General features: G+C 42.6%; 21 protein-coding genes. 19 read left to right on the top strand and 2 right to left on the bottom strand.

The window, feature by feature from the left end:
• The first annotated feature begins 135 nt into the window (after positions 1 to 135).
• The 8 genes from BXY41_RS09830 (at position 136) to BXY41_RS09795 (ending at position 12301) form a co-directional block, all read left to right on the top strand.
• Positions 136 to 1884: a cache domain-containing sensor histidine kinase gene (locus BXY41_RS09830; RefSeq protein ID WP_104436646.1), complete on the top strand. Its 1749-nt coding sequence runs from the start codon at positions 136 to 138 to the stop codon at positions 1882 to 1884.
• 21 nt (positions 1885 to 1905) lie between these two features.
• Positions 1906 to 3411: a response regulator transcription factor gene (locus BXY41_RS09825; protein ID WP_104436645.1), complete on the top strand. Its 1506-nt coding sequence runs from the start codon at positions 1906 to 1908 to the stop codon at positions 3409 to 3411.
• A gap of 3 nt (positions 3412 to 3414) precedes the next feature.
• Positions 3415 to 4671, top strand: coding sequence for an ABC transporter substrate-binding protein (locus BXY41_RS09820; protein ID WP_104436644.1), 1257 nt, complete (start codon positions 3415 to 3417; stop codon positions 4669 to 4671).
• Positions 4672 to 4771: 100 nt separating this feature from the next.
• Positions 4772 to 6193, top strand: a complete 1422-nt coding sequence (locus tag BXY41_RS09815) for an extracellular solute-binding protein (protein ID WP_104436643.1) — start codon at positions 4772 to 4774, stop codon at positions 6191 to 6193.
• 78 nt (positions 6194 to 6271) lie between these two features.
• Entirely contained in the window at positions 6272 to 7150 is an 879-nt protein-coding gene (locus tag BXY41_RS09810) for a carbohydrate ABC transporter permease (RefSeq protein WP_104436642.1), read from the top strand.
• Positions 7151 to 7162: 12 nt separating this feature from the next.
• Positions 7163 to 7984 carry a carbohydrate ABC transporter permease gene (locus tag BXY41_RS09805; protein ID WP_104436641.1) on the top strand — a complete coding sequence of 274 codons (822 nt, stop codon included), beginning with the start codon at positions 7163 to 7165 and terminating at the stop codon, positions 7982 to 7984.
• A 21-nt stretch (positions 7985 to 8005) separates the two neighbouring features.
• Positions 8006 to 11155, top strand: a complete 3150-nt coding sequence (locus tag BXY41_RS09800) for an alpha-mannosidase (RefSeq protein ID WP_207657063.1) — start codon at positions 8006 to 8008, stop codon at positions 11153 to 11155.
• Positions 11156 to 11257: 102 nt separating this feature from the next.
• Positions 11258 to 12301: a LacI family DNA-binding transcriptional regulator gene (locus BXY41_RS09795; protein WP_104436640.1), complete on the top strand. Its 1044-nt coding sequence runs from the start codon at positions 11258 to 11260 to the stop codon at positions 12299 to 12301.
• Between the two features lie 64 nt (positions 12302 to 12365).
• On the opposite strand, the gene BXY41_RS09790 is transcribed toward BXY41_RS09795, so the two are convergent.
• Positions 12366 to 13316: a helix-turn-helix transcriptional regulator gene (locus BXY41_RS09790; RefSeq protein WP_104436639.1), complete on the bottom strand. Its 951-nt coding sequence runs from the start codon at positions 13314 to 13316 to the stop codon at positions 12366 to 12368.
• A 93-nt stretch (positions 13317 to 13409) separates the two neighbouring features.
• Here BXY41_RS09790 and BXY41_RS09785 point away from each other — a divergent pair, with 93 nt between their 5' ends.
• The 6 genes from BXY41_RS09785 to BXY41_RS09760 all read left to right on the top strand — a co-directional run bounded on the left by BXY41_RS09785 (position 13410) and on the right by BXY41_RS09760 (position 20964).
• Complete coding sequence (locus BXY41_RS09785) at positions 13410 to 14024, top strand: peptidase E (protein WP_104436638.1); 615 nt, start codon at positions 13410 to 13412, stop codon at positions 14022 to 14024.
• A 215-nt stretch (positions 14025 to 14239) separates the two neighbouring features.
• The gene (locus BXY41_RS09780; protein WP_104436637.1) at positions 14240 to 15580 is read left to right on the top strand and encodes an ABC transporter substrate-binding protein; all 1341 of its coding nucleotides are present in this window, start codon (positions 14240 to 14242) and stop codon (positions 15578 to 15580) included.
• Between the two features lie 71 nt (positions 15581 to 15651).
• Positions 15652 to 16692: a carbohydrate ABC transporter permease gene (locus tag BXY41_RS09775; RefSeq protein WP_185140351.1), complete on the top strand. Its 1041-nt coding sequence runs from the start codon at positions 15652 to 15654 to the stop codon at positions 16690 to 16692.
• Positions 16689 to 17579, top strand: a complete 891-nt coding sequence (locus tag BXY41_RS09770) for a carbohydrate ABC transporter permease (protein ID WP_242980141.1) — start codon at positions 16689 to 16691, stop codon at positions 17577 to 17579. Before BXY41_RS09775 ends, BXY41_RS09770 begins: the two co-directional genes overlap by 4 nt.
• Positions 17580 to 17595: 16 nt before the next feature.
• Positions 17596 to 19278, top strand: coding sequence for a glycoside hydrolase family 13 protein (locus tag BXY41_RS09765; protein ID WP_104436635.1), 1683 nt, complete (start codon positions 17596 to 17598; stop codon positions 19276 to 19278).
• Between the two features lie 18 nt (positions 19279 to 19296).
• Entirely contained in the window at positions 19297 to 20964 is a 1668-nt protein-coding gene (locus tag BXY41_RS09760; RefSeq protein WP_104436634.1) for an alpha-glucosidase, read from the top strand.
• A 47-nt stretch (positions 20965 to 21011) separates the two neighbouring features.
• Here the strand turns inward: BXY41_RS09760 and BXY41_RS09755 are convergent, their stop codons facing one another.
• A complete protein-coding gene (locus BXY41_RS09755) occupies positions 21012 to 22076 on the bottom strand; it encodes an ABC transporter substrate-binding protein (protein ID WP_104436633.1) in 1065 nt (354 codons plus the stop codon).
• Between the two features lie 214 nt (positions 22077 to 22290).
• Here BXY41_RS09755 and BXY41_RS09750 point away from each other — a divergent pair, with 214 nt between their 5' ends.
• The 5 genes from BXY41_RS09750 to BXY41_RS09730 all read left to right on the top strand — a co-directional run bounded on the left by BXY41_RS09750 (position 22291) and on the right by BXY41_RS09730 (position 26280).
• The gene (locus BXY41_RS09750) at positions 22291 to 23394 is read left to right on the top strand and encodes a FecCD family ABC transporter permease (RefSeq protein WP_104436632.1); all 1104 of its coding nucleotides are present in this window, start codon (positions 22291 to 22293) and stop codon (positions 23392 to 23394) included.
• 1 nt (position 23395) lies between these two features.
• Positions 23396 to 24172, top strand: a complete 777-nt coding sequence (locus tag BXY41_RS09745; protein WP_104436782.1) for an ABC transporter ATP-binding protein — start codon at positions 23396 to 23398, stop codon at positions 24170 to 24172.
• 126 nt (positions 24173 to 24298) lie between these two features.
• The gene (locus BXY41_RS09740) at positions 24299 to 24832 is read left to right on the top strand and encodes a MarR family winged helix-turn-helix transcriptional regulator (protein ID WP_104436631.1); all 534 of its coding nucleotides are present in this window, start codon (positions 24299 to 24301) and stop codon (positions 24830 to 24832) included.
• Between the two features lie 167 nt (positions 24833 to 24999).
• Positions 25000 to 25695 (top strand): FadR/GntR family transcriptional regulator, encoded by a 696-nt coding sequence (locus BXY41_RS09735; RefSeq protein ID WP_104436630.1) that lies wholly within the window; start codon positions 25000 to 25002, stop codon positions 25693 to 25695.
• Between the two features lie 141 nt (positions 25696 to 25836).
• Positions 25837 to 26280, top strand: coding sequence for a hypothetical protein (locus BXY41_RS09730; protein WP_104436629.1), 444 nt, complete (start codon positions 25837 to 25839; stop codon positions 26278 to 26280).
• Positions 26281 to 26289 lie beyond the last annotated feature (9 nt).

Below are 26289 nucleotides of genomic sequence, written 5' to 3'. Positions count from 1 at the left end.
AACTTACCATTGCTGTCAGAAGGAGTTAGAAAGATATCATGTATGTGTGGATTGCCTGTTATTGGTAATATGTGCTATAATGGCAAAATAAAATACGATTAAATTATCTGAAATACACAACAAAAGGAGCCGGTTTTGATCAGAAAATTACTTAACCGATATAAAAGCTATAGCATAGCAAAAAAAACTCTTATTATACTGCTGGCAGGTTCCATCGTACCGTTAATGATAATGGAGACAATTACCTGCATGATTGCTGCCAGCACCTTAAAACGTCAGACAGACATTTTAATGGAAAGCAATATGAAGCTGTCTCAGAAGGGACTTGAGGATTATTTTTCCCAGTATGACAGCATTATCATGTCCATCTATACAGAAAACCAATATGCACTGAAGCTTGAAAAATTAAATGTCTGGGATTCCAGAAATTATTATCTCATAAAGAAGGAACTGGAAGATGATCTGGAAAATATATCTTACTTACATCCGGAGATTCTGGGTATTGCGGTGGTAACGCAGAAAAAAGAGTGCATCGGGTATGATTCTGTTACCAACAGCACCATGAACAGCTTCTGCTTTCCAAACAGGGATAAAAGCTGGCTGGAAGTGGCAGATGAGACGTTTTTAACTACCAGGACGGTTTATTCTGATATGATTAACCGGAAGGAAGATAACGGTACCAGCCGGAATATTATTTACCTGGGGCACAGGATCGCGGATATTAACAATTACAGACAGGGGACGGTAGGAAGTATTTTAATCTGCCTGGATGAAGAACGGATCAGGGAGACGTATTCTCAGGAGGACAAGCAGGACAGAACCGTTTCCTTTCTATGTGATACCAATGGAACCATTATCTCCAGTAACCGGGCAGAGCTGATAGGAACAAGAATTGAGCCGGCGACTAAGGTGCGTTTTTCCAGTATCTATACAAAACCTGTTTTAAATGGTCAGTATGTGCTGGTTACCATACGGGATAACAGAGAGCTTTTAAAGGATTTTAAATATATTTTTGAAGTGATTTTCCTGTTGACAATCCTGATTATCATCACAAGCATTCTGATCATGCTTCGGTTTGCCGAGTCCCTTCAGGTCAGGGTGGAGAAGATTACATCAGCCATGGATAAGGCCTACAAAGGGGATTATACAGTCCAGATCAGCCATTCCTGGCAGGATGAATTCGGAATAATTGCAAGGCATTTTAACCACATGGTCACAAAGATAGACCAGTCAGGCAGGATGGAAAAGGAAGCTCTTTTAAGGGAGAAGAATGCGGAGTTAAAGGCTCTGGAAGCACAGATCAATCCTCACTTTCTTTATAATACCCTGGATGCCATTAACTGGATTGCAATAGAAAATGAACAGTTTTTAATCAGCAAGATGTTAAAAAACCTTGCCAATATTCTGCGTTACAGTATTCATAAAAGCAATGGTGTGGTCAGTGTAAGAAGCGAGACTGAGTATTTGAAGCAGTACATATTTCTCCAGCAGCAGCGTTTTTCCTTTTCCTTCCACTGCATTATGGATATTGAAGAGGAAGTAATGGATCTTAAGATGCATAAGCTTTTATTTCAGCCTCTCATTGAAAATTCCATTAATCATGGTTTCCCAGGTAAGTCAGGAGAGGATTTAATCACCATAACCATCAGAAAAAAAGGGGAGAGGCATCTGATGTTTGAAGTGAAAGACAATGGAAAAGGAATGGATTCTGAATTAATCCATGAACTCAATCATTACGATTATTCCGCCAGCTCTCTGGAGGGAAGCATCGGTGTGAGGAATGTGATCATGCGAATTAAGTATTACTATGGCGATGAGGGTCATTTTGAAATTGAGTCAGACGAAAACGGGACAATAGTGAGGGCAGAAATATTATTTGAATAACAGGCAGGAGGCAGGACAGGCATGAGAATTCTCGTTGTAGAAGATGAACCCAATACAAGAAACGGAATTATTAAAATTATCGAGACCTATACCGGGCATCAGGTGGTGGGTGGAGCAAGTGATGGTGAAACGGGACTTTCTGAGGCTTTGCGGTTACAGCCTGATGTGGTTATTACAGATATTAACATGCCCCAGATGAATGGACTGGTGATGATTGAGCGGATGAGAAAAGAGGGGTGTGAGGCAGCAGCAGTTGTACTGACCGGCTATTCGGAATTTGAATATGCTCAGAAGGCAATTCAGCTGTCTGTGGTGGAATATCTTTTAAAGCCTTTAAGCGTAGAGGATATTATGAGTGTGTTAGAGACTGTGGAAAACAGGCTGTCAAAGACCAGGGCAAAGACAGTATCACCCCAGCAGCTGCTGTTTTCCCTGCTGACAGGAGAGTTAAAAGAGGAGACCATGAGGCAGTTTGCAGGTGAAATCCGCTACCAGAATGGTCAGGAGATTTCTCTGTTTTTAATACAGTCGGAAAGCATTCTGGAGGATACTGCAAAGCAGATGGCTGAACTGTTAAAGGTTAGTCTGGAAACAAACTGCCTGACCAGCTTTTATACCTTTCTGCTGCCTTATGAAAGGCAGATACTGGTGATGATATTAGACGGACAAAGTGTACGCTATTTAAAAAATCTGTTTCAGACCAGAATCTTAAAAGAACTGAAGGAGAAGGGAGAATTTTTAATTAGTTTTGAAAGCATCTGTGGGATTGGAGAATTAAAGGATGTCATCCGGCAGATGCAGGACAGCTTAACTTACAGTTTCCTGTTCTCTGAAAGCTGTATTATTGACCAGGAGCTGATAAAGGGGCTGGTTTTTGAGCGGATTGATTATCCGGAATATCTGGAGCATGGAGTAAAGCGGGAAATAAAGAATGGAAGTCAGGACGGTATCAGACGTATGGCGGGGCTGTTTGAGGAACAGGTAATATTACGCAGAGAGCGGCCTGAAACAATAAAAAACCATACGGTACGTTTTGTCATGGCAATTCTTGATACAGCAAGAGAACTGATGAAGGAAAAAGATATAGATGGGCTGTACCAGTATCTCTTAAACGATATGATGAAAACCGGAATCAGAGAGGTATTTTTAAATAATTACTGGAAGATTATCGGTATGGTGACAGATGAAAGGGACAGCACGACACTGACAGACAACGGGATGATTTTAAATGTCATTGGATTTATAAGACAGAACTATGCCAGGGAAATATCCCTGACTGATGCGGCGGAACTGGTAGGAATCACGCCGGAATACTTAAGCAAGCTGTTTACCAAGGAAATGGGAATCAACTTTACTGCATTTTTAGGAGAATTTCGCATTAGTACGGCAAAAAAGCTGCTTGCCTCGGGTAAATATAAAATCTATGAGGTAGCGGAGCTTGTGGGGTATAAGGATACCAAGTATTTTAATAAAGTGTTTCGTTCCATTGCAGGAGTCTGCCCGTCGGATTACAGAAAGGGGGTATAGATCTTGAACCGAAGAATTGGTAAATTACTGATTTTAGCCTGGACTGTCGTATTTCTTTTGCTCATGGGGGTTCTGGTTAATTTCAGCAGGGAAACCAATGTGGTACACCGCCCTGGAAATGCAGAAAAAAAGCTGGTGATTATGGCAGTTTATGAAGAGGATGAAAGTGATGAATACTTAAAGAAAATACTGGATGAATATTCTGCAATACCGGGTAATCCAAAGGTGGTTACTGAGTATGTGGCTCAGTCTGCATTTCAAAAGCAGCTCTGTCTTTATAAAGATCAGAACAGTCTTCCTGACTTAATTATCTGTGACAGCGTGATGACCCCTGCACTCCAGTCCATGGATATTCTCCGGGATCTGTCCGATTATATGACGGGGGAGAGAACCAGCCGGTTTTTAAAGCATGCCTATGGCAGCTGTGTGGTAAATGGAATCTGCTATGGCGTTCCCTTTACCAGCAATCCATATGTGGTGTTTTATAACAAAGACCATTTAGCCAGGTACAAAAAAGAGATCCCCGATAATATGGATGATTTTTATAATCTTTGCAGAGAGACCAAAAGTCTGGGGACCTACAGCTTTGGAATTGCAGTCAAAAATAAGGAAGATATTGCTTCCAGTTTTCTTCAGCTGGTCTATTCGGCTGGGGGGAACCTTCGAGGTCTGGATTCAGATAACAGCCTGAAATTGTATGAGATACTTGGGAAAATGAGGGATGAAGGAATCATTGCTCAGGACGTGATTAACTGGAATCAGAAGGATCTTATGCAGGCTTTTTCCAGCGGCTATGTAAAGATTGCGGTTGCCAAACTAAGCTCCATGTCACTGTTAGAGCATTCCGCCAGCCAGATTAATTATGAGATAGCGGAAATTCCTTATATTCAAAAGCAGACTTTTTTATTTCAGGGAGATATGATCGGAGTTACTGAGACTGCAGATGAGACGGAAGCATTAAAATTACTGGATTACATCACTTCCCCGGAGGTTGCCAAATCTTATTATAAAAACACCTACAGCCTTTCTGTCAGAACGGATGTGTGTGTCAATCCGGGGAAAGTGCGGGGACTATCTGACGGGTTTGTAGAACGGGAGCGAAACCAGAGTGTTTTAAAAAGCACCTATTCCACATGGTTTATTATTTCCGATTCCATTGCAGGGGCAATGTCGGACTTTTTCGGGGACAAATCCATGACGCCCCAGGCAGTTGGGGCAAGGCTTCAGGGAGAAATCCGCAGCGCCATTCTGGAACGGTAAGGCGGAGGTTAAAATTACACCCCTTTTCTAAAAATTTGGAATACACCGGGGAAATGTCATATGCTATGATTCATCTAACAAATAAAAAGGAGAGGGTATTATGAAAAAAATGAAACGGATTCAGGCAGCAGCGCTTGCTTCAGTTATGGCGCTTTCCTTAACGGCTTGTCAGGGGGCAGGAGGCAAGTCAGAAACCCAGGGAGGAAGTACAGCGGCAGCCACACAAAAGGAGACAGAAAAACCTGCCGGTCAGACAACAGCGGCAGCAGGAAAGACAAAGATCAGCATTACCTTTCGAAATGACGGAAGCGATGTGCTGAAAAAGTGGTTTGAACACGCCTATGAGACCTATGACAAGAAAGATTCCATTGAGCTGGATATTGCACCGATCACTGCATCAGAGGGAGATTATTTTGCAAAGGTGGCTCTGGCTCTTCAGTCTGCCGATACGGCACCGGATATCGTATGTGAAGATACTTTCCAGCTGCCCTCAGACGTGGCAGCCGGATATTTAACCAATCTTTCCAGCTATTTAAAAGATTATAAGGAATGGAATGACGGAACGTTTTACGGAGCACTGGTAGATGGCGTTACCTATGATGATGGAAGCGTATATGGAATTCCTTATAGTACCGATACCAGAGGTCTTTGGTATAACAAGGATGTATTTGCGGCAGCAGGACTTGACACCAACTGGCAGCCAAAAACCTGGCAGGATGTCCTTGATACCTGCAAGGTTATCAAAGAAAAATGTCCGGATGTAGTTCCATTCTGGTGCAACTCCGGTGTAGCAACCGGCGAAGCAACTTCCATGCAGACCTATGAGATGCTACTTTACGGAACAGGAGAGCAGCTTCTCGATAACAACAAATGGATTGTAAAAAGCGATAATATTTTAAAATCCTTAAATTTTATCAGCACCATATATAAAGATGGTTACGGTCCTTCCTTATCAAAAGTATTAAATGGTGAGGCAGGCAACATCGCTTCCAGAGAGTATTTGCCAAAAGGCAAACTGGCCATTACGTTAGATGGTTACTGGATGACAGGAAACTACAAGGAGACAGGAGCCGCACCATGGCCGGAGTATAAAGATAAGCTTGGTATTGCAGCGATGCCCACCAGTGAAGGACAGGCGCCGGGAAGCGTTACCATGTCAGGTGGATGGGCATTATCCATACCAAATCTGTCCGATCAAAAAGATGCAGCCATGGATTTTATCAAACACTGCATGAGCTATGATGTCTATTTGGATACCATTATTGCTCAGGGAAATATTGCCACAAGAACCGACATTGCAAAAGATGCTTCCTATTCATCCCAGCCGTTTATGGAAACCTGCACCGGCTTCCTCTCAGGCGCGTTCTATCGTCCGAGAAACAGCCAGTATACCACAGTTACCACCCACATTCAGACCATGGTGGAATCCGTCGTATCCGGTACCAGCCCGGAGGATGCAATGGCACAGTATAAGTCAGATGTGACCAACAGCGTAGGCGCGGAAAATGTAGTGGAAAAGTAAAGTCAAAATGAGGTTAGAGAGGGCAGGTTAGTTCAGTACCTGCCCTTCCCTTTACCCGCATTCCATAAGGAGGCAACTATGAAGAAAAAACAAAGCGGCCTGTTGGAAGAGGCGAAAAAATCGGTACTGTTAATGCCGTCAGTCCTGCTTCTGCTAGTTTTCTTTGTCACTCCCATTCTGCTTACGGTATATTACTCCTTTACAAACCTGGCTTTGTCAGGGGAGAATGCCAGGCAGTTAAAATTTATCGGACTGAGTAATTATTTTACCATGTTTAAAGACAGAACTGTCCGTATCAGCATTACTAACACTCTGGTGTTCCTGCTGGGAAGTCTGATTGGGCAGCAGGTTTTAGGTTTTATCATCGCTCTTAATATGAGAAATAAGAACAGGGTTTTCAGAGGGATAGTAGGTCCCATTTTTTTGGCAGGATGGATTATGCCTGAGGTAGTAGTTGCTCTTTGCTGCAGCACTTTTTTTGGAGACAGCGGAACCTTAAACCAGATCTTTTCTTTTTTCCATCTGCCGCAAGTGGAATTTTTATTTGCAATTCCCATGCTTACGGTAATACTGGCAAATATCTGGCACGGAACAGCATTTTCCATGATGAACTTCCAGTCAGCCCTTGATGGGGTTCCTGCAGATATTGAGGAAGCGGCAAGAGTGGATGGAGCAGGGCCTTTTCAGACCATGATCCGGATTGTCCTCCCATGTATTAAAAATACCATTGCAACCAATACCATGCTAAATACTCTGTCCACTCTTGGAGTGTTCGGATTGATTTATATGATGACAGGCGGCGGTCCGGGAACAAAAACCCTGACTCTTCCCATCTTTATGTACAGACAGGCATTTATTTCCCAGCAGCTGGGATATGGAACTGCCATATCCATGATCCTCCTGGTGATTGGAATTGTTCTGAGCGTATTTTATACCAGAATTATGAGAAATGATTAAGGAGGCGACCACATGTATTGGAAATTTCGTAAAACAATCCCTTACCTGGTACTGACAATTTTAGCTGTAATATTTGCCCTGCCTCTTCTCTGGATTTTACTTGCCTCCTTTGATGCCAATGCTTCCCAGGCAGTAAAAATGCCGTCGCAGTGGACCGTGGAGAATTATAAAACCATACTGTTTAATCAGGCAAATCAGAGAGCGTTTGGAAATGGGCTTCTTATCTCCCTGGGGCAGTCCGTACTGGTGGTGCTGATTGCAGGTCTTGCAGCTTATCCCCTGTCAAGATACGAACTTCGTTATAAGAACATGTTTTTATATACGATTTTATTTATGACCTCACTTCCCATTACAGCAGTGATGGTTCCCGTTTATAAAATGTTTCTGACCGTTGGGTTGTATGATAAGATTGGAGGGCTCATATTATTTCTTACGGCAACATCCATGCCCTATGGAATCTGGCTGATGAAGAATTTTATGGATAATGTGCCAGTGGAGCTGGAGGAGGCTGCGTGGGTGGACGGGGCTTCTACCTTTGACAGCTTAAGAAAGATTATTGCACCTCTCATGTTTCCGGGGATTTGTGTGGTTTTTATTTTCACCTTTTCAGGAAGCTGGGGCAATTTCTTCGTACCTTATATATTGCTGCAGACCCTGGATAAGTTTCCCGCTTCGGTGACACTTTATCAGTTTTTCGGGCAGCATGGAATGGTGATCTATGGACAGTTGGCAGCGTATTCCGCAGTTTATGCAGTTCCTTCCATTGTCCTTTATGTTCTGTCTCAGAATTACATGTCAAAAGGCTTTAATATGGCCGGAGCAGCCAAGGGCTGATAAAAAAAGGAGGAATTTCACGTGATATTAATAAAAGAGAGAATCGGCAAGCTGTTAGGTGATTTACAGTCTTTGATTTATAGAGAAGATATTCCGGTATCAGAGTATGGGATGCTCAAATCGGCAGAACGGTTTGAGCATGTCAGTGATCTGGATACGAAGTCATGGGAGAAGCTTTCTAAAGAAGAACTTTGGGGTGGGCACAGGGAGTATTACTGGTTTGAAACGGAAGTTACCATACCAGAGGAATGGGAAGACCAGTGTGTGGTTTATGAACTGCGGACAGGAAGGGAAGGCTTCTGGGATGCCACCAATCCTCAGTTTACCATTTATGTAAACGGAATCAGGCGCCAGGGGCTTGATGTGAATCATCGGGAAGTGCTTTTAACCAGAAAGGCAATTGCAGGAGAAACCTTCCGGATCATCTTATCTGCTTTCACGGGAGACCAAAACTTTAAGCTGGTGATGGATTCTAAAATCCGCATTCTCGACCAGGAGACGGAACAGTATTTTTATGATGTATCCGTACCCTATGAAGCAGCAAAACTGCTGCCTGACGGAGACAGCAGCTGCATTGCCATTTTATCCGCGGCAAATGAATCTTTGAATCTGCTGGATTTAAGAAAAGAGTATTCTCCGGAATACTATGAGAGTTTAAAAAAAGCTTCCGCCTATATGAAGGAAGCGTTTTATGACCGCTACTGTGGCGGAGAAAGTAAAACCATATGCTGTGTGGGGCATACCCACATTGACGTTGCGTGGTTGTGGACTCTTGCTGTTACGGAAGACAAGGCAGTGAGAAGCTTTTCTACGGTTCTGGAGCTGATGAGACAGTATCCGGAATATATCTTTATGTCCAGCCAGCCCCAGCTTTACAAATATGTGAAAAAGAACGCTCCCGATGTGTATGAAGAGATTAAAAAACGTGTGGCAGAGGGAAGATGGGAAACAGAGGGCGGCATGTTTGTGGAGGCGGACTGCAATTTATCTTCTGGAGAATCACTGGTCAGACAGTTCCTTCACGGGAAGGAATTCTTCCGGGAAGAGTTTGGAACAGACAATGTAATTTTATGGCTTCCAGATGTATTCGGATATTCTGCCGCCCTGCCTCAGATTATGAAAAAATGTGGAATCCGGTATTTTATGACAACCAAAATCAGCTGGAATGAATTTAATAAAATGCCTTATGACACCTTCTACTGGGAGGGAATTGACGGCACTAAAATCCTGACTCATTTCAGCCCCAGCAGGGAATATAATAAGGCGGCGGTTTTAGGGGGTACGGAGACAGAGCATTTTACCACCTATAATGCATATTTAAATCCCACCTATGTAAAAGGTGCCTGGGAACGGTATAGTCAGAAATACTTAAATGATGAAGTGCTGATGTCCTTTGGGTACGGTGACGGAGGCGGCGGTCCTACAAAAGATATGCTGGAAAACCAGAGAAGGCTTGAAAAAGGAATTCCAGGCTGTCCTAAAACCCATATGACAACCTCCAGACAATTTTTTGAAAATCTGGAACAGGGCGTAAAGGGACAAAAGTATCTGCCCTCCTGGGTAGGAGAGCTTTACCTGGAATATCACAGGGGAACCTATACTTCTATGGCGAGAAATAAAAAATACAACCGCAAGTCGGAGTTCCTTTTTGAAAATGCGGAATGCTTCGGAATGCTGAACCGGATACTCACTAACAGCTCCTATCCAAAGAAAACCATAGATGAAAGCTGGGAAGTTATTTTAAGAAATCAGTTTCATGATATTCTCCCAGGCTCATCCATCAAAGAGGTATATGAGGATTCCAGAAACGAGTATGAGAAGATAACAAAGACCGGTAAAGAATTAGTGGATCAGGCTTTGGATGAAGTGACGAAACAGATAGCCGGGACTAAAAACACTCTGGCTGTCTTTAATCCCAACAGTGTCTCAGGGGAAGGACTGGTAACCATAAAGCTGCCAGAGGGGATCAAAAACCCTGGAGTCACAGACGGAGAGAACAGGCTGCCGGTTCAGATCACAGAAGATGGAACTTTGTTGTTTGGGGTATCCGGTGTACCTTCAAAGGGCTACCGAACCTTCATTTTGACTGAAGATAATGAGAATGACACCCCAACCACGCTTACGGCAGACGTGAAGCATCTGGAAAACCAGTTTCTCCGTGTTGTTTTAAATGAGAAAGGGCAGATATCCTCCATCTACGATAAGGTTATGGAACGTGAAGTCCTTCCGGATCAGAAATGCGCCAATGTGCTGATGACCTATGAAGACCGTCCCCACAATTACGATGCCTGGGATGTAAATAATTATTATGTGGAAAAATCCTGGGAAATTACCGATGTCTCCTCCATGGAACTGGTGGAAAACGGCCCGGTCCGTGCCACGGTCTGTGTAAAGAGAAAATACCTGGATTCTGCTATTTGCCAGTATATTTCTCTTAACTTTGACAGTCCTGAAATTCTCATTCGCAATGAGATCGACTGGAAAGAAAAAAATATCTTTATGAAATCCATCATACCCGTTGACGTTCATACAGACGAGGCAGTTTTTGATATTCAGTATGGAAATGTGAAGCGGAAAACCCATTATAACACCATGTGGGATTATGCCAGATTTGAGGTCTGCATGCATAAGTGGCTTGATGTTTCCGAGGGTGATTACGGCGTCAGTGTATTAAATGACTGTAAGTATGGCTGCCACGTTCACAATGGAGAGATTGGAATTTCCATGTTAAAATCGGCGGTATATCCAAATCCTGATGCAGACAAGGAACATCACAGCTTTGTATTTTCCATTTATCCCCATAAGGGAGACTGGAAAGAGGCAGGTACTCCAAAGAGGGCTTATCTTCTTAATAATCCCCTGACTGCAAAAATAAAAGAATCGGATGATGGCAGTCTGCCAGGTGTATTTTCTCTTGTTAGTACGGAGGAAGACAATGTAATCATCGAAGTGGTAAAAGAAGAACGAAACGGCGATGATATGATAATCCGCTTCTATGAGACTGCAAACCAGCGAACTACAGGAAAGATGGTTTTTGGAACTAAGATTCTTGGAGTTTGGGAATGCAGCATGCTGGAAGAGGAAGAACAGGAAATCCCATTTACAGACACCATCGCATCCTATACTATAAAACCTTATGAGATTAAAACCTGGAAAATAAAACTGAAATAGGTAATCGGCTCATGCTCCTTCCTGCTTGCATAAATGAACAAGCCGTAATAGAATGGATAAGAGAAATTCTAGCGGGTTTGCAGAGAGAGGAAGGAGCATGGAATGATTACAATTAAAAAAATGGCGGAATTGCTCGGCACCAGCACAACTACCGTTTCCAATGTGATTCATGGAAAAGAGGGAGAGGTATCCCCTGTTATGGTGGAAAAGGTGAAGAAGCTGATTGAAGAATATGACTATGTTCCAAACAGAAATGCCAGGAATCTGGCCAGTAACCGGTCCGGAATCATCGGTCTGGCGATGAAAGCCAGCGAAAATAAATACGATAACTTTGTAAAAGATCCTTTTGCAGGGGAACTGATCGGAGCAGTGGAACGGTATGTCCGCGCAAAGGGATATTTTACCATGCTATATGTTTCCAGTGATATAGGAGAGATTATCAGCTCCGTATCCAGCTGGAATGTTGATGGTCTGATTCTTCTTGGAATGCAGAAAGAAGACGGGGAACTGTTAAATCAGAAGATGAAAAAGCCCATGGTTTTTGTGGATGCCTATTTTGAGGATGTTTCCTTTGACTACGTCAATGTTGGAATTGATGACAGAAAAGGCGGCAGGGAGATTACAGAATATCTGATACAGTCAGGCCATCAGAAAATTGCATTTCTGGCAGATAACTGTATGGGCGTAGACTATCAACGGTTTATGGGATACCGGGATGCTCTGACCAGTGCCGGACTGCCATGGAACGAAGACAATTTTATCAGACTCAGACCAAGCGGTGCTGATATGTCCCTGATTTTGTCCCAGGCATATGATCGGGCAAGGGACTTTACCGCCTTTATCTGTGCATCGGATTATTACGCTGCTTTTATTTTAAATGATTTAAAGGATCGTGGTATGAAAATTCCCGAAGAACTTTCCATCGTGGGATTCGATGATAATGTCTGCAGCCGTCTGGTAAGGCCTGCACTGACCACCGTCCACCAGGATGTAACGGAAAAAAGCCGGATTACGGTGGAAAAGCTGTTTCATATTATAAACGATGAGGATTACGGAGCTAATTTTGAACAGCTTCCCGTATTTATCGTAGAGCGTTCTTCCGTGAGAAAAATGCAGGATGTCCTGTATCTGACAGATGAGTACTGAAAGGTTGAGCTGTGAAATAGAGGGGGGATCGATCAGACTGACCAATCCCTCTTTTTTTGACGCCTCATTCAGGGGAATTCTTTTGCAGGTGGTTTTTTATCGTTTCCAATTGTTCCAAAACCAGCATCTTCAAGCGATTTGGCTGAATCGATAAAATATTCTCACCGTAGGCAATAAAATAATTTGCGATAAAAGTTTCTTCCCCTTTGTTATAAAAGCCTTTTATATAATTCTTCCCATTTTCATGGAACAGCTCCATAGACGGATAATGTTCTTTATAGAATATATCCGCACCTCTGGCAGAAATCCCAACTTCAAAGTCAACAGCATCTTTCTCTCTAAACATCTCTTTCACTGGAATAAGCAATTCAGAAAGCGGTTTGGGCAAATATCGATCACAGGAATGTACAGAATGAATTTTATCGCATCGGAGCACTTGGGGTCTTTTTGTCTGAAAATTGTAAGCGGTGGCATACCATTGTCCATAGGCAGAGGTTATGTCAAAAAACTGGACGTAATACTGATTGATAATCTCTTTCTTTTGGTAGGTCACTTCACACACTCTTTCCTCAACGGCCATATTCAAAATGTCCTCTAAACAGCTGCATTCATTTTTATTTTGGTAACTTCCCAGGCTAAAAATCAATTCCATTCTCCGCAGCTTTTGTATTCGTTCTTCTGATATGCACCCTTCAAACTTTTGTTTTAGTTTTTTTACATTCAGGTGGAACGGGGTGGATTGATAAGCGTTCAGGGTCTGCATGGCAAAGTATAAAGCATGAACCTCATCAATGGTAAAGACAATGGGCGACAGCAGACGGTTGGGAAGGATGCCATAGTATCCATTTCGTCCAGATGCAGAGTAAATTGGCATACCTATTTCTTCTAAGGACTGAATATCACGAAGTGCTGTACTTTTGGATATGGAGTATCGTTCCATGATGTTTTTAAGGTTAAATGACTTTTTATCATTGAGGTATATCATCATATCATTAAGCCGCTGGGATTTATTCATGGCATTTCCTCTTTTCGATTAAATGGTTTCACTAATTGACACCATTATAGATTATACTGGATTCATGATCATAAAGAAAGGATAAAATGGGTTATGAAAAAATTATTTTTGGCATCATCCTTTAGTGATGTAGCTGACATATTTGCAGACTTTGAGAAAGATTTAAACGGAAAAACCGTCACCTTTATTCCCACTGCAAGCAAAACGGAAAAGGTTGTATTTTATGTGAAGGAAGGAAGAAAGGCCCTTGAAAAGATGGGGCTTGTTGTTGAGGAGCTGGATATCTCAACCGCTCCGACTGCAGAAATCACCGCCAAAATAAAAAACAACGATTTTATTTATGTGACAGGAGGTAACACATTCTTCTTGTTGCAGGAATTGAAAAGAAGCGGTGCAGATCAAATACTGATTGATGAAGTTCATGCCGGAAAACTGTATATCGGCGAATCTGCCGGGGCAATGGTTGCATCTGCAAACATTGAATATGCGAAAGGAATGGATTCAGCAGAAAAAGCACCTGACTTAGAAAATTTTGATGCTTTAGGCCTGGTGGATTTTTATACGGTTCCCCACTATACCAATTCACCTTTTAAGAAAATCGGGCAGAAAATAGTGGACACCTATTCAGACGTATTAAACCTGTCTCCCATAAGCAATCATGAAGCGATTGCGGTCAGGGGGGATGAAATAGCAATCAAAAGAAACTAAACTCCGGGTCAGCCTGGCAATGTATTAATAATGAACGGCGGTTTTCAAAACCGCCGTTTTTGTTATAAAAATAACTTGAAAAATGAATCAAAAAACTCTTGTTATATCCTCCATAAAGTGATAATATACTGTATATAGAACTTATGCGCATAAGTTACAATATAATTATTAAAATATCACTTTTTGACAGCATATTTTATAATGGAGGGTATATTATGAAGAAATACTTATGGGTTATGGCGATGGCGGGAACAGCGGCAGTTTTGTCACTTGCAGGTTGTGGATCGAGCGCACAATCAGGTGGAACTGTGGCCTCCTCTGCCGGAAGCCAGTCCGCAGACAGTAAGAGCGAGAGCCAGAGCCAGGCTAAGTCCGGGGGACAGGCGATTCGGATTGTAAACGGAAAAATCGAAATTGACGAGCCATTAAAGGCATTTGCCAAAAAGTATCAGGAGAAGACCGGTCAGGAGGTTGTAATTGAGTCCCTTGGAGGCGGAGTTGACATCAATGGAACCATGAAGGGATATTTGGCAGCAGGCAATATGCCGGACTTATTTGTATTTGGCGGCGAAGGAGATTATCAGACCTGGAAGGATTATATGACCGACTTAAGCGGAGAGGAATGGGCTTCCCAGACAGAGTTTGGTTTTAAGTCAGAGGATGGAAAAACCGTAGGATTTCCTTATGCAGTAGAAGGATATGGCATTACATATAATAAAGACGTTTTGAAAGCAGCAGGAATCGATCCCGCATCTCTTACCAATTATGACGGGTTTAAGAAGGCGTTTGAGGCCATCGATCAAAAAAAGGGAGAACTGGGACTGTCCGCTGTATGCTCAGTTGCGGCTGAATCTGGGCAGATGTACTGGTCAACAGGAAACCATCTGTTTGGTTACTACTTATCAGGTGGGTTAAAGAGAGGGGACACCACTTATATTGATCAGTTAAAATCCGGAAAGACGGACACAGAGCGTCTTGGTCAGTTTGCAGATTTCATGAAGCTACTGTTTGATTATTCCGATAAGAATACTCTGATTTCCGGAACATATGATGATCAGCTGGCTCTGTGGGCACAGGGAAAGACTGCATTTATCACCCAGGGGAACTGGATTGATCCATCTCTTCCTGATTATAGCGTGAAGTTTGAATGTGGAATCGCCCCACTGGCATTTACAAAGGAAGAGATGAAAGGTGTTCTTGCAGACTGTCCATCCTGGTGGGCTGTTTATAATAAAGGCACCAACATCGATGCCTGCAAGGCGTTCTTAAAAGAACTTGCCCTGACGGAAGAAGGACAGGAATGTCTGGTAAGCGACTGCGGTATGATTTCTCCTTATACCACCTGTAAAGTCAGTCCCAAGACGCCTTTGGCCATGAGTTTAAAGACCTATGTGGATGCGGGAAACACCTATTCCTGGGAATGGACGAAGATGCCCGAAGGAATCTCCATGAATGCCACAGGTAAGGTGTTTGAGCTGTATGCAAAAGGTGAGATTGACAAGGACGGATTTGTAAACATGATGCAGACGGCTATTGCAGACTATGTGAAAAAATAACCGGGGTGGGGCGGCCAAAAGCCGCCCGTATCCATATGGTAACGTCAAAGCAGAGATAAAGGAGAAGTCGTATGGAGGGAAAAGCAAAAAAGATAACCACATATCTGCCGGCAGTGACAGGTGCAGCGATGATTTGCTGCGGGCTTTATTTTGATTTTTACAACAGGGATTTTTGGGGAAGGGGTCCATTCCTTGCGGGCGGGCTGCTTCTGCTTGTGATTAGTCTTTATCTGGTTCCTGGAAAAAAGCACAGGGTGATCGTAAATGGTTTATTTCTGCTGCCTCTCATAGGCGCTTTTTTCATAACCGTGCTGATCCCTTTTATATTTGGCATTTTTTATTCATTTACAGACTGGAATGGAATTAAGTTTACCCAGTTTGTAGGACTTAAGAATTATGGACAGATGTTTCATGCTCCCGATTATTTATATTCGCTGTTAATTACATTCTTATTTACGGTCTTTAATATGGTTTCTGTCAATATAGCTGCGTTTTTCCTGGCAATTTTATGTACCTCAGGGGTGAAGGGAAGAAATTTCTACAGAGCTTCCTTTTTTCTCCCTAACTTAATCGGAGGAATCGTACTGGGATATGTGTGGCAGTTTATCTTTAATAAAGTGTTCACAAGTCTTTTGGCAGGAAGTGTTTCCATGCTGACCAGTCCCAATCTGGCATTTTTTGCAATTCTTATTGTCAGCACATGGCAGTATGCCGGTTATATTATGATGATTTATGTTACTGGTCTTCAGGGAGTTCCAAGAGATATTCTGGAAGCGTCGGCTGTAGACGGGGCAGGAGCGTTAAAAACACTCTTACATATTAAGCTGCCTATGATAGCCAATACTTTCACGGTTTGTATCTTTCTTACCCTGGTCAATTCTTTTAAGCAGTTTGATTTAAACTATGCCATTACAAACGGAGCGCCCAGCCGGATCCTGGGAGCAAAGGCAGTGGCTTCCACGGAGTTTCTGGCTCTTAATATTTATAATACGGCGATTGCAAGAAACAGATATGCGGAAGGGCAGACAAAGGCTGTGGTTTTCTTTCTCATTCTGGCAGCCGTATCTCTTACCCAGGTTTCCATCAGTAAGAAAAGGGAGGTGGAACTATGAAAGAAATTAGCAGGAGGAGCAAAATGACATGGGACGCAAGGCAGTCAAAACATCTGATTCCTGAGCTGATTGGTTTCATACTGTCACTGACTGTACTGTCTCCTTTTATCCTTGTGGTATTTAATGCAGCGAAAAAAAGTGCAGATATTGTAATCAGCCCCATTGCACCTCCAACTGACTGGGGACAACTGTTTATTAACTTAAAAAATGTGATCGGCAACCAGAATTTCAGCTATTGGAAATCCTTTGGAAGTTCCTTATACATCACCGCAGTCAGTCTGATTTTACTGACCTTATTTTCCAGCATGGCTGCATGGGTGCTGGTTCGGAATAAGACAAAATGGTCCCAGTTGATTTTCATGATGTTTGTGGCATCCATGGTTATCCCGTTTCAGGTGGTCATGCTTCCTCTTTTGTCTACGTTTCGCAAGGTATCTGAATTTACAGGAATTCCCCTGTTAAGCAGCTATACCGGTATCATCACAGCCTATCTGGGATTTGGAGGCTCCTTATCTGTGTTTATTCTTCATGGATTTATAAAGGGAATTCCAAAAGAACTGGAGGAAGCAGCGTGGATTGATGGCTGCAGTCCGGAAAATACATTTTTCCAGATCGTTTTTCCGCTGTTAAAGCCGGTGCAGATGACTGTGCTGATTCTAAACGGAATCTGGATCTGGAATGATTATCTTCTTCCCTCCCTGATGCTGGGGCTCAATGGAAGAATTAAAACACTGCCTGTTGCAGTGAGCAGCTTTGTAGGTTCCTATGTCAAGCAGTGGGATTTAATCCTGGCAGCCGCATTTCTTGCCATGATTCCCATTGTGATTCTGTTTTTATGTGCCCAGAGGCAGATTATACAGGGAATGGTAGAAGGGGCAATCAAATAATGGAGAGGAGTCTGAGATGGAACGAAAATGGTGGAAAGAGGCAATCGTATATCAGATCTACCCCCGAAGCTTTAAAGACAGCAACGGAGATGGGATCGGCGACTTAAACGGCATCAGACAGAAGCTTTCGTATTTAAAACTATTAGGAATTGATGTGATCTGGCTGTCACCTGTCTATCAATCCCCCAACGATGATAATGGGTATGACATAAGTGATTACAAAAAGGTTATGGATGAGTTCGGAACCATGAATGATTTTGATGATTTGTTAAAAGAAGCCCATGAAAACGGAATCCGAATTATTATGGACCTGGTTGTAAATCATACCTCTGATGAGCATCCCTGGTTTCTGGAGAGCCGGAGCAGCAGGGAGAATCCTTACCGGGATTATTACATCTGGAGAGAGGGGAAGGGAGAGAATGAACCGCCCAATAACTGGGGTTCCTGCTTTGGAGGTTCTGCTTGGGAAAAGGATGAGAAAACCGGCATGTATTACCTGCATTTGTTCTCTCCAAAACAGCCGGATTTAAACTGGGAGAATGAGGCTGTCAGAAATGAAGTTTTTGAAATGATGGACTGGTGGTGCAGAAAAGGAATTGATGGTTTTCGAATGGATGTAATCAGTATGATATCCAAAACCCCATCCCTTCCGGACGGAGAAGTAAAGGAAGGGCTTTATGGGGATTTTTCCCCTTATGCAGTCCATGGACCAAAGGTTCATACTTATCTGAAAGAAATGAATAAAAAGGTTTTGTCTAACTATGATTTGATGACGGTGGGTGAGACTGCAGGGGTTACGGTGGAGGAAGCCAGAAAATATGCAGGCTCCGGAGAACAGGAATTAAATATGGTCTTTCATTTTGAACATGTGGAGGGAGACGGAGAACTGCGAAAGTGGACGGATAAGAAGCCGGATCTGCTGCGGTTAAAACGCGTTCTCTCCAGATGGCAGGAGGAGCTGGGAGACGATGCCTGGAACAGTTTATACTGGGATAATCATGACCAGCCAAGAGCCGTTTCCCGCTTTGGTGATGACAGCAGCCGTTACAGAGAGGTTTCCGCCAAGATGCTGGCAACCTGCCTTCATATGATGAGAGGGACTCCTTACATTTATCAGGGAGAGGAATTGGGGATGACCAATTATCCATTTACAGAATTATCCCAGTTTCGGGATATTGAGAGTCTCAATGCCTATAAAGAGCTTATAGGAAAAGGCCTGGTAAGCCATGAAACCATGATGCGTTATTTACGGTGCAAAAGCAGGGATCATGCAAGGACTCCCATGCAGTGGGATGATAGCCCGGAGGCCGGATTTACCAATGCAGTTCCCTGGATATCCGTAAACCCTAATTATATCGAGATCAATGCGGAAAAAGAACTGGCAGATGAAAACTCTGTGTTTCATTATTACAGGAAGCTGATTAAGCTTCGGAAGAATTATGAGATTATTGTTTATGGAAATTATGAACTGATTATGAAAGAGGATACCCGGGTATTTGCCTATGTGCGAAGTCTGGGAGATGAACGGCTGCTGGTGGTTTGCAATTTTTCTGATGAAGAGACGGCCGTATCCTTACCTGAAGAATTTTTTAGGGAAGATGCAACGTGTCTGATTCATAACTACAATGACTCTTTGCAACAAAGACAAAGCCGGCTGTTACCGTATGAAGCGGCAGCCTATTACCTGCATAAGAAATAACCTGAATGGAGAAATAGAATGAAAAAACAATGGTGGCATGATAAGGTAGCCTATCAGATCTATCCGAAAAGCTTTCGCGATACCAACGGAGATGGGATCGGAGATTTAAGAGGCGTGATTTCAAAACTGGATTACTTAAAGGAACTTGGTATCGATATTATCTGGCTTTCCCCTATCTATCAGTCTCCCTTTGCAGATCAGGGATATGATATTTCCGATTACTATGAGATTGATCCCCGGTTCGGTACCATGGAGGATTTGCAGGAACTGATTGATGAAGCAAAAAAAAGGAATCTCTATATCCTTCTTGATCTGGTGGTAAACCATTGCTCCGATGAACATGAATGGTTTCAGAAAGCCCTGAAAGATCCGAAAGGCGAATATGGTGATTATTTTTACATCAGGGAAGGAAAAGATGGAAAAGAGCCTTCCAATATCCGGTCCTATTTCGGAGGTAGTGCATGGGAACAAATAGGGGATACCGGCCTTTATTACCTTCATCTATTCCATAAAAAACAGCCGGATCTAAACTGGGAAAACCCGGTAGTGCGAAAAGAAATTTACGACATGATAAACTGGTGGCTGAAAAAGGGAATTGCCGGATTTCGGATTGATGCCATTATGAATATTAAAAAGGCTCTTCCTTTTCATGATTATGAGCCTGACCGGGAAGACGGACTGGCGGACTGCAGGCTGATGCTAAATGAAAATGAGGGCGTTATGGATTTTTTAAAGGAAATGCGGGACGCCACCTTTCAAAAATATGATGCCTTTACGGTGGGTGAAGTTTTTAATGAGAAAAAGGAAGAACTGTGTGATTTTATAGGGGAAGACGGATGCTTTTCCAGCATCTTTGATTTCAGCCAGACTGTATTCGGGGCAAGTGAAAAAGGCTGGTACGACAATGGTCCTGTTACTCCCGACGATTACAGAAAGTGCTGCTTTGACAGCCAGGAAAGAGCGGAGGGAATCGGTTTTCTTTCTAATATCATTGAAAATCACGATGAACCAAGGGGCGTAAGCAGATATATTCCTGAGGGAGAGTGTTCCGATGCTGCAAAAAAGATGCTGGCAGCTTTGTATTTTCTGTTAAAAGGAATGCCCTTCATCTATCAGGGGCAGGAAATAGGTATGGAGAATGTGGCCTTTGAAAGCATTGACCAGTATGATGACATTTCCACATTAGAAGAATACCAGGTGGCAATTGAAAACGGTTTGACAAACCAACAGGCTTTGGAGGCGGTCAGGCGCTACAGCCGGGATAATGCAAGGGTACCCTTCCAATGGGACGACAGTGAGAATGCCGGATTTACCAAAGGAATGGCCTGGCTTCCAGTGAGTAAGGACTATCCCTCCATTAATCTGCAACATCAGTCTGCAGATCCTGATTCCGTTTTTCACTTTTACAAAAAGCTGATTGCCCTAAGAAAGAATGAGGAATATAAAGATACCCTTGTTTACGGTCAGGTGATACCCGCATATTTAGAAATGGAACGGCTGATGGCTTACTATAGAAACGGGGAACATGAAAAGATTCTTGTCATAGGAAACTTTAAACAGGACGAACAGGAAATAGATCTGGTAGAACCGTACCGTAAAATCCTGCTTAATAATTACGATACGGTCATAGAAACTGGGAAGAAGCTATTACTAAAAGGATATCAGGTGCTGGTACTGTTATTTTAGTCTGATAAAAATTTCCGGGATTTTATCAACTGACTGCCATAGAGGCGTCAGTTGATAAGATCCGGGTACATATCCGATGCAAGCTGCTCTACTCCGTCTAAAATCTGATAACTATAACCCCAGAACTGACTAAAGTCTATAATGTATATCTGCTTGTTCACAACTGCAGAAAGTGACTGAAGAGCAGGCATCTTATAAATTTCTTCAACGGATTTTTCTGCCTCCGGGCCCCCTGAGTAACGAGAAATCAATAGAACATCAGGATTGGTTGAGACAAGCTGCTCCAGTGTGATCTCGCCGGCTGCATTTTTAAAAGCATTGTCCAGATTTATCATATTCAACGCATCATTCTGAAAGGTATCAGAGGTTGCTGAATAGACGGAAAGGTCTCCATCGCTGTAGGATACATAGGCATAAGTAAGCTGGGGCGCAACTCCTGAGAGAGTATCGGTTAAGTGATTAATCCTGGAATGAAGGCTGTCCGCAAATACTGAAGCACGATCCTGTACACTAAATATTCTGCCAATCTCTTCTATATCCTGAAACAGAGCGTCAACGGTTGCGCCTCGTTTGCAGGTATTAAAGATGTAAGTACGAATGCCCAGAGAATTTAGTTCATCAACGCTTCCCACACCCCATTCTGCATCCGCAAACAAGTCACCACGTCCAATAATCAAATCGGGATTGGCTCCCAGAGCTACTTCTTTTCCAACATAACCATCGGCCAGTACGGGGATTTTTAAGAATTCTCCGGCAATATCTTCAGAGGTCTCACCGTAAAGAGCGGCAACACCTGCCATGGTATCTGTCAGACCCAGACGAATCAGCAGTTCTGCTGTGGACTGGTTGTTAGCGACCACACGTGTGGGAGCCGCTTCAAAAACCTGCTGCCTGGATGTCCAGTTGCCATCATTGATGCTGTAATTGGACACGGTTATGGGATAGGAGACGGAGCTGGACTGCTGGTTCGTCTGAGAATCTACAGCCTCCGTTTTTTGAGTTGTGTTTTCCTGATTGGAAGAGGCAGAGCTGGAGGTACATCCAACTAATCCTGCAACCATAAGAACAGATAGTGATATGCCGGTAAAATGCTTTTTCCAAGTGATATTCAAATGTGTTTCTCCTTTTGAAATTATTGGTTAGCTAATACTAACTCAAAAGAGTATACTGTAAAAACAGTGGATTTGTCAACCTGTTTTAGAAGGTTTCACCTGATTCATGAAATGACGATAGTGTTGACAGTTATATTAAGGTATGATATATTGAAATGCGGTTAGAAAAGACTAACTTATTCTATTAATATTTTAATTACTAAGGAGCATCAGAATGAAGACACAAAGCAGCATAACTGCAGGAAATAGAAAAAAAGAGAACATCCAGCATAAGGCATTTTTACCGTTAATTATCGCCCTGATGGTTTTTATTGTATTTTCAATCGGTTGTTCGGTGTCCATTGGGCAAGTGCCTATTTCTCTTCATGATACGTTTCAGATTCTGCTTTATAAGATTTCCGGGATGAGATTTGGTTCATTAGAAGGTCTTTCCACGGCCTCTTTTGCGGATATTATCTGGCACATCCGTCTGCCCAGGGCGCTGATGTCAATGCTGGTTGGAATCGGGCTTTCGCTATGCGGTGCGGTAATGCAGGCTACCGTACAAAATCCGCTGGCAGACCCTTACATATTGGGGATTTCCTCAGGTGGCGCTTTAGGAGCTACCTTTGCTATTTTGCTGGGATTTGGTTTTCCCGGAGTGCTGGGGCAGATGGGTGTTGCCGCCTGGGCATTTGCAGGGGCATTTGGAGCTGCTGTTCTGGTAATGGTTATTGCTCATATGGGCGGAAAGATTACTTCTGCCAAGCTGGTGCTTACAGGCATGGTGATCAATGCGCTGTGCAGTGCATTTTCTAATTTTATTATCTATTTTGCAAATAATGCGGAAGGAATTAAGACAGTAACTTTCTGGACCATGGGAAGTATTGCGTCAGCAACATGGGAGAAGCTTCCTTTGACAGCAATCAGTATCGGAATTGCGGTTGTGTTTTTCTTAACCCAGTTTCGGGTGCTTAACACCATGCTGTTAGGGAGTGAAGCAGCTGTCACGCTGGGAATTTCCTTAAACCGTTATCTTCGCATTTATATGATGGTTTGTGCGTTAGTTACGGGAATTATAGTTTCCAGCTGTGGAACCATCGGTTTTGTTGGATTAATTATTCCTCATATTGTCAGAGGGGTGGTGGGAACAGATCATAAAAGACTGATTCCGGCTTCTGCTTTGTTTGGAGCTGCCTTTCTCATTTGGGCTGATGTATTTTCACGTACCCTGATTCATCAGAGTGAGCTGCCCATTGGCATTATTACTTCCATGATCGGAGCTCCCATGTTTATGTATATGCTAATGAAAAAAGGTTATGGATTTGGAGGAAAATAAGGTGGATCTTCAGGCGAATAATATGATCGTTACGTTATCCAATACTGATATTGTAAAAGATATTTCAATTAAAGTAAAAGATAAACAGTTTGTTGGATTAATAGGACCTAATGGCTGTGGAAAGTCCACGCTGCTTAAGAGTATTTATAAGGTGATAAAGCCCAGGCAGGGCAGTATATATCTGGGTGATCTGGATGTGGTGAAATCAGATCCCAAGTCGGTTTCCCGTATTATGGGTGTTGTCGGTCAGTTTAATGATCTTAGCTTTGATTTTACCGTTCAGGAAATGGTCCTTATGGGAAGGACTCCCCATAAAAAATTTATGGAGGGCGATTCTGAGGAGGATTATAAAATTGTTAGTGCTGCACTGAAACAGGTCAGCTTGTCCGGATATGAAAATCGCAGCTACCTTACCTTGTCGGGAGGTGAAAAACAGCGTGTCATACTGGCACGTGCCCTGGCACAGCAGCCCTCCTTCCTGGTTATGGATGAGCCCACCAATCATCTGGATATTAAATACCAGCTTCAGATTTTATCCATTGTAAAACAGATGAATGTTGGTACCCTTGCCGCTCTGCATGATCTGGAGCTGGCTGCTGAATACTGTGATTATCTTTACGTGATGAAGCAGGGAAAAGTGATTTCACATGGAACTCCAACGGAGGTACTGACCAGTCAGCTGATCGGAGAGGTTTATGATGTGGAGTGCGAAATTTATACTAATCCCATTACAGGGGAGTTAAGCATTGCCTATCTGCCGGTATCCATGCTAAGATAGAAAACAAAATAGAAATATTATCCATAGGGACGTTGACATGGATTCCGTGGAGGAATATAATGAATTCAGGGGTATATACGATGGTATATGCCCTTTTGTACATTATGACATAGGAGGAAAATAATCATGAGTGATAAAAAATCAGATCATCTTCATTGTCCCTGCTGTAAGCGTCATTGTCCTATTGATGATCTTCACTGCAGCAAAGGTAAGGTCTATGCAAAATCATTAAAACGGAAAGAAGAGACCAGCAAACAGCAAACTGAAAACTATGAACCTTCTTTTAACAGAATTCTTCTTACCTATAAATTTGGATTTCACCGGCTGTTTGGTCAGAAGGAGAAAGAATTAAGCGGTAAGAAATTAAGAGCACTGGTAATGGGAGCATTGTTTCAGACGGCTGGAAAGACTGCAGCAGAACTGGTATCAGAAACGGGAATGAAAGATGAGAAGCTGAAGGAGTGTCTGGAAAAACTGGAAAAAAAGGAATATGTGAAAAAGAAAACCCAGCCAGAGGGATCACGTCAGTATACCCTTTCGGATAAAGGAACAAAAGCGGCAGAAGAATTTATAACGGGCGGAGACAAAGATGTGCTGAGCCGCCTGGAAAAAGAAGAAAGAGACCAGCTGGAAGGGTTACTAAGGAAATTATTACCATAGAAAAAATCTATATTGACTCCACCATTTATTTCAATAATTGTCCGACATGTGCACAAGAAATGTAAAAAAACACGTTTATGTTTGCAGTTTTCATCAGATGTGATACAATGATTGTATGACAACATGAAAGATTTAGACTAAAAACATAAATTAAAGGAGTGAATTAAATGGAAGAACTTTCCAGAATTCCCATTGTACAGCAGGTAGTAAACAGCATGAAGGATTTTATTGCAGCAGATGGAATTTTGGTTGGGCAGAAATTGCCTACAGAAAAGGAGTGGTGTGAGAAACTGACCGTTGGCAGAGGGACAGTCAGAGAAGCATTCCGCATTCTGGAGGCCAGGGGGCTGGTAGAGATTAAGCCTGGTCGGGGAGCATTTCTGGTCAGCAAAAAGGAATTGGGTCAGGAAGAACTGGCTGAGTGGTTTCTTAAAAATGAAGTTGAATTAAAGGATTACATTGAGGTAAGAAGTGCAGTGGAACCCTTGTGTGCGAGAATTATCGCCAAGCGGGCGACGGATGGGGAGCTGGAGCAGATTGAACGAACCCATTTCCGGTTTATCCGGGCTGTGGAAGAGAATGATTTTGCGGGTATGGCAAAGTATGATGAACGTCTGCACCGTCAGATTGTGGAAGCCAGTAAAAATAAGATGCTGATTTTTATGAGTAAAAAAATTGATGAGTGTATTCGTGATTTTCGGCTTAGAACGTTTCAGGTTCCTCAGAATGCCCAGAATGCGATCCGGGCACACCATAACATTGTGGAAGCGTTAAAGGCACGGGATGAAGAAGTGGCAGAACTTTATGCCAAACGCCATATTTCATTGATTAACACAGATATGAATGTAATTATAAAACGGTAATAGAACTGGAAAAATTCCTGCCAAAATTGTGGAATTTTGTCAGTATATTAACGTTGCATTTTCATCAATATGTGATACAATGCAACATGTATAAAGAAGTATGCGGGAAATGGAAAAACACCTGCAGCGGGAGGAGCTACATTGGAAACCAGGAGGAAAAAATCTGGGATACATCGTCTGATACTGGCATGTTTTTTTTGTACGGCAGTATTAATGACACAACTGAATACGGTTGATGTGGTCAAGAGCCTGGAACATCCTGGCTTTTTTTCCGTAGGCAGATTTTCTGGAGATAACCTGCGCCATAAAAGATATGATGCAATGATTGAATCGAAGGATGTGCTGGAAGAGGAAGCGGTAAGTGATGTATTTCTTAATATTGTAAGCCGCTCAAATCTAAAAAGCGTAATCCTTAATTATATATGTTTAAAAACATTCTTCTTATTTATACCGTTTGCATTATGGTCACTTCGCACCGTTCTTATGCGGGAGGGATATATAAGCCGGATGTTTGTGATACGTTATATTCATAATTCCGACGGAGAAAAAGAAGCAGCAGGCAGGCTATGGCAGATTGAAAATTAATATAGAAAA

This window comes from Lacrimispora xylanisolvens (assembly GCF_002934545.1).
In the GTDB taxonomy this organism is placed as follows: domain Bacteria; phylum Bacillota; class Clostridia; order Lachnospirales; family Lachnospiraceae; genus Lacrimispora; species Lacrimispora xylanisolvens.
The sequence above is the reverse complement of the archived record's forward strand: the minus strand, read 5'-3'. Positions and strand labels throughout refer to the sequence as shown.